Annotated in this window: 3 protein-coding genes; all 3 read right to left on the bottom strand. The window is 59.6% G+C overall.

What is annotated here, in order from left to right:
• Positions 1-84: 84 nt before the first annotated feature.
• The 3 genes from G6N77_RS19300 to G6N77_RS20400 are packed head-to-tail and all read right to left on the bottom strand — an operon-like array spanning position 85 to position 3306.
• The gene (locus G6N77_RS19300) at positions 85-1140 is read right to left on the bottom strand and encodes a tyrosine-type recombinase/integrase (RefSeq protein WP_306987172.1); all 1056 of its coding nucleotides are present in this window, start codon (positions 1138-1140) and stop codon (positions 85-87) included.
• Positions 1091-2065 carry a tyrosine-type recombinase/integrase gene (locus G6N77_RS19305; protein WP_165183795.1) on the bottom strand — a complete coding sequence of 325 codons (975 nt, stop codon included), beginning with the start codon at positions 2063-2065 and terminating at the stop codon, positions 1091-1093. Before G6N77_RS19305 ends, G6N77_RS19300 begins: the two co-directional genes overlap by 50 nt.
• Positions 2062-3306 carry a tyrosine-type recombinase/integrase gene (locus tag G6N77_RS20400; protein ID WP_165183796.1) on the bottom strand — a complete coding sequence of 415 codons (1245 nt, stop codon included), beginning with the start codon at positions 3304-3306 and terminating at the stop codon, positions 2062-2064. The genes G6N77_RS19305 and G6N77_RS20400 overlap by 4 nt, the downstream gene beginning before the upstream one ends.
• Between the last annotated feature and the right edge of the window lie 141 nt (positions 3307-3447).

Raw genomic sequence — 3447 nt, forward strand, 5'->3', positions numbered from 1 at the left:
GATTATCCGGAGAATTCTGTTATCCCGAGTTTCACCCGTTCTGCCCTTTCCCTGGCGGGTTTTGTGGGGCCTTACTCGGGATAATTATTTGAGCCCGGCGAGGCGGAGGATCAGGTCATCGTCGCCTTTCCAGATCGGGGCGGGGTCGAGTGTGGTGCTGGCCGCTTTCTGGATGGCCTCGCGGACCATCTTGTTATCTGCCGAGGCGTAGATTTCGGTGGTGGAAATGTTCGAGTGGCCCAGGAACTCCTTGATGTGGGGCAGGGGCACACCAGCCCGGAGCATCTGCATGGCCCGTGCGTGCCGGAGCTGATGGGCATGGATGTGTTCGGGAATTTCCGGACAGTGCTTTCTTGCGTTGTCCGCGTGCTTGTTCAGCAGGTATGCGACGTTGTCCTGGCTCATGGGCTGGTGCTGGCCGGCCCGGACCGTGTAGAACAACAGGGCCCCGGGAACGATCGGGCCTGGGTGGAACAGGTCCAGGTACTGCTCCAGATGCCGGCCGGTCTTGTCCATGATGGGAACCGTGCGCGTCTTTTGCCGTTTCCCCGTGAGCGTGACTTGTCCGCTTCCGGCCGTGGTGGTCACGTCAGCAACGGTCAGGTCCAGAACTTCCTGGATGCGTGCCGCTGCATCGAAAAGCAGCAGGATCATCGTCGTATCGCGCAAGCCGCGGCGGCTTTGTTGTCCCGGAGCGCGAATCAACGCCTCAACGGCGGCCATGCTCAACGCATCCGGAGCATGCTCCGGGGTCCGTGCCGGGCGGACTCTTTTGACGTCCAGCCAGACCGCGACGAGCGAGGGGTCCTCCCCGGCGCAGTAGGAGAGGAATGACTTGATGGCGGCCAGGCGCTGGTTCGCTGTGGAAGCGGCCAGACGGCGGGAATCCATGAGCCACGTGAGGAACGCGTTCATGGTGCTGAAATTGATGGTGTCGAAGCTGGTCTGCTCCAGTTTCAAAGCCCGGGTTTCCGCAAGAAACACCAATAGAGTGTTCAAAGCGGTTTTGTAGGAACGGATCGTGTGAGGGCTGAGCCGGCGTGAGCGGGGCAGATAGCTGGTCAACCAGCTCCGAACCAGTGTGAAAAAGTCATCGGATATCATGGTGTGCCTCCGGGAACAGGGCCTCAATAGTTGCATTGGCGAGGCTGCGCAGTTCGGGGTGGAAGTCGGCGGCCAGATGGAAGTAGTACCAGGTATCTTCCGTGTTGCTGTGGCCCAGATGCAGGCTCAGATAGGCGACCAGGGCATCAGGGCTCTTGCCGGCACGCACTCCTCGGTTGATCACTTCGATCACATGCGCATGCCGCAGATCGTAGGGGCGCGGCGGAGACCCGGGGCTGGCCATGATCAGCGGACCAACGGTGCTCAAAAGCTCACGAAACCAGCGGTCCGGGGTGCCCTTGCTGTAGAAATCACCGCGGTGGTTGGGGAAGAACGGTATCCGGTCCGGGTGAAAGGTGCCGATCGCGGCGTCATAGTGGCGGCAATACGCGTGCAGGTCCGGTGACATGAACACGACTCGGTCTTTGTGGCCCTTGGACTCACGGATCAGCACCGAACCGTGAGCGAGGTCGACATCATTGCGGTGAAGCTTCCTTGCCTCGCCAGGGCGCAGGCCCAGGCAATAGATCATCCGGAATACCACCGGAATAATCAGCTGTCGCTGGCCACCATACGGCGTGGGGCGGATCGCGTCGGCGGCATCAAAGAGTGCACGGAGTTCTTGGTGGGAGTAAATGTGCGGATGGTAGTGAATCTGCCCGCCGGGGATACCGGCCGGGATGACGTAGGCATCTCCTCCCAATGATGCGATGTGTTTGGCAAGCTGCCTGATCGGGGTGATCCGTCGTATCTGGCCGTTGACGTGCTCACCGGAGCGTTTCACAACCCATTCCATGACCATCTCCCGCGAGAGAGTCCTCTGTCCTGGATAGTGTTTGGCGCACATGATATCGAAAGCCCACAAGTGACGTTCCGAGGCTTCATACGGCAGACCCATCGCATGCTTGACCTCCAGAAGGCCCTGAATCTGAGGCGCCAGGGCGCTGACAAAACGATTCATGGCATTGCCGTTCTCGGCTCGATCCCGGCAAAATCAAGACAGCATGCCCGCATGCGTTCCTCATCGGCGCTCAGATAGTGCTTGGCCGAGGAAATGCCTCGATGACCGAGCGCCCCGGAGATCACCGGCAGCGAGGTACCGCCTTCGAGCATTCTGGTCGCCAAAGATGAACGCAACACTCGAAAACCGCGTCCCTGACCAGGTTGAGAACCGATTCCTGCCCGGGCAAAGGCCCGGGCCGACACATCATAGGCGCTGCCCGAAGGTGAAAGGGCTACATACGGGGCATTTGCACGCAGGAACACATGATCATCGTCAACCCCGGCAGGCCTGTCATGCAGCAAGTAACCGGCGATGGCCTCGCCGACATCGGCCAACAGCGGCAGGGTCAACACCACATTGGTCTTATGCTGTGCCACGGTGATCTGTCCTTGCCGCCAGTCAACATCCCGCAGTCGCAGGGCAACAATGTCGACGGGACGCAACCCGGTACGCGCACCCAGCAACAGCATCGCCCGATCACGCCGCCCGAGGACCTTGCCCAGATCAGGAGTGTTCGTGAGCATCTCAACCTCCTCCGCGGGCAGCACAGAAACATGCCGCACACGCCGAGAAACGATCCGTGGAACGGCCCGGACCAGGCCCGAGCACCCCTGGGATTCTTCGAGAAATTGGCACAACACCCGCACGGCAGTCAGCACCGTCCTCATGCTGCCGGGCTGGTAACTTTCAGCCAACGAAACCAATGCCGAAGCCACATCCGCGCCAGTCAAAGCAGCAGGACCTGGGACATCCCGCCCTTGCCACGACGTCATGGTCCGGCGGCCAACTATGGCATATAGCTCTTGTGTCGCCTCGGCCAGACCCTTTTGGGTCAGCCAACGTTCGAAGTGTTCTTGAATAAGACGGAACACGGGATTGAGCGCATCATTCGGTCCGGCATGCTTTGAAAGCTTCCACCGATACATGCCAGTGTCGTTGACCTCTGACAGCACGAGGGCGGTCTTGCGCAGGAGCTTGTACTTCCACTCCTGGAACCGGCCCTCGGCACGTTCCGTGGTCAGGAACTGCAAATAGGCTGCCAAGGTTTCGTCAGTGAACTCGGTGATTCCTTGTTCGAAACAGAACACCGCAAAACGGTGCCATGCCCACCGATACTGCATCAGCGTTGACGCTGCGTGATTGAGCTTGAGGACCTCAGCATCAGCTTTTGAGATCAGCTCACCAATGGGGATCTTCACTTCTTCCTCACCTCCACGAGAAGACGAACAGGGGTGAGCCAGCGTAGTCCCAGTTTGTTATCCCGAGTAAGAGCCCACAGAAACCGGCAGTGCAAAGGGAAGACGGCCACAACTCGGGATAACAGAATTCTCCGGATAATC

Origin of the sequence: Arthrobacter silviterrae (assembly GCF_011045165.1) — a bacterium.
In the GTDB taxonomy this organism is placed as follows: Bacteria; Actinomycetota; Actinomycetes; order Actinomycetales; family Micrococcaceae; genus Specibacter; species Specibacter silviterrae.

Bases quoted from the DNA above. Each gene is read 5' to 3' on its own strand.
- G6N77_RS19300 (WP_306987172.1), bottom strand. From the start codon at position 1,140: ATGCAACTATTGAGGCCCTGTTCCCGGAGGCACACCATGATATCCGAT.
- G6N77_RS19305 (WP_165183795.1), bottom strand. From the start codon at position 2,065: ATGAATCGTTTTGTCAGCGCCCTGGCGCCTCAGATTCAGGGCCTTCTG.